The sequence below is a fragment of the Spirosoma sp. 48-14 genome (assembly GCF_001898575.1).
In the GTDB taxonomy this organism is placed as follows: domain Bacteria; phylum Bacteroidota; class Bacteroidia; order Cytophagales; family Spirosomataceae; genus Spirosoma.
Genome location: NZ_MKUD01000086.1, coordinates 221477 through 221919, shown reverse-complemented (window position 1 = coordinate 221919; position 443 = coordinate 221477). Strand labels below are relative to the sequence as shown.

The window sequence follows — 443 nt, the reverse complement described above, 5'->3', positions numbered from 1 at the left end:
CCAACACCAACTACCTGGGATCGGATTCGTTCACTTATCAGGTGTGTGATCTAACGTCACCCACCCCTTTGTGTGCTACCGCTTCAGTGGGCATTACCGTCACAGCAGGGCCTACCGTGTCTGTATCAGGCTATGTTTTCAATGATGCGAACAATAACGGGCTCAAAGGAAGTGGGGAGAACGGCATTGGACTGGCTATGTTCGTCAAGCTAGTACCTCGCTCCGGCTCAACCTGTGGCACAACGGCAACTCAGGCGATGGCTGCTGACCCAACGACAGGAGCGTATAATTTTGCGGGTGTGGCTCCAGGAGATTACTGCCTAGTGGTGGATAACAACAGCACCCTGACCGACGTAACGCCTACTTCGCCACAAGGGTACTCTGCCACAACCCCAACCACTATTACATCGATCACGATTGTCAGTTCACCTGTAACAGATCAG

At 52.6% G+C, this 443-nt stretch carries 1 protein-coding gene; it reads left to right on the top strand.

Features of this window, described 5'->3' with window-relative positions:
- Positions 1–443: SdrD B-like domain-containing protein (locus BGO59_RS34635; protein ID WP_293691990.1), on the top strand; the 443-nt coding region annotated here is incomplete at both ends.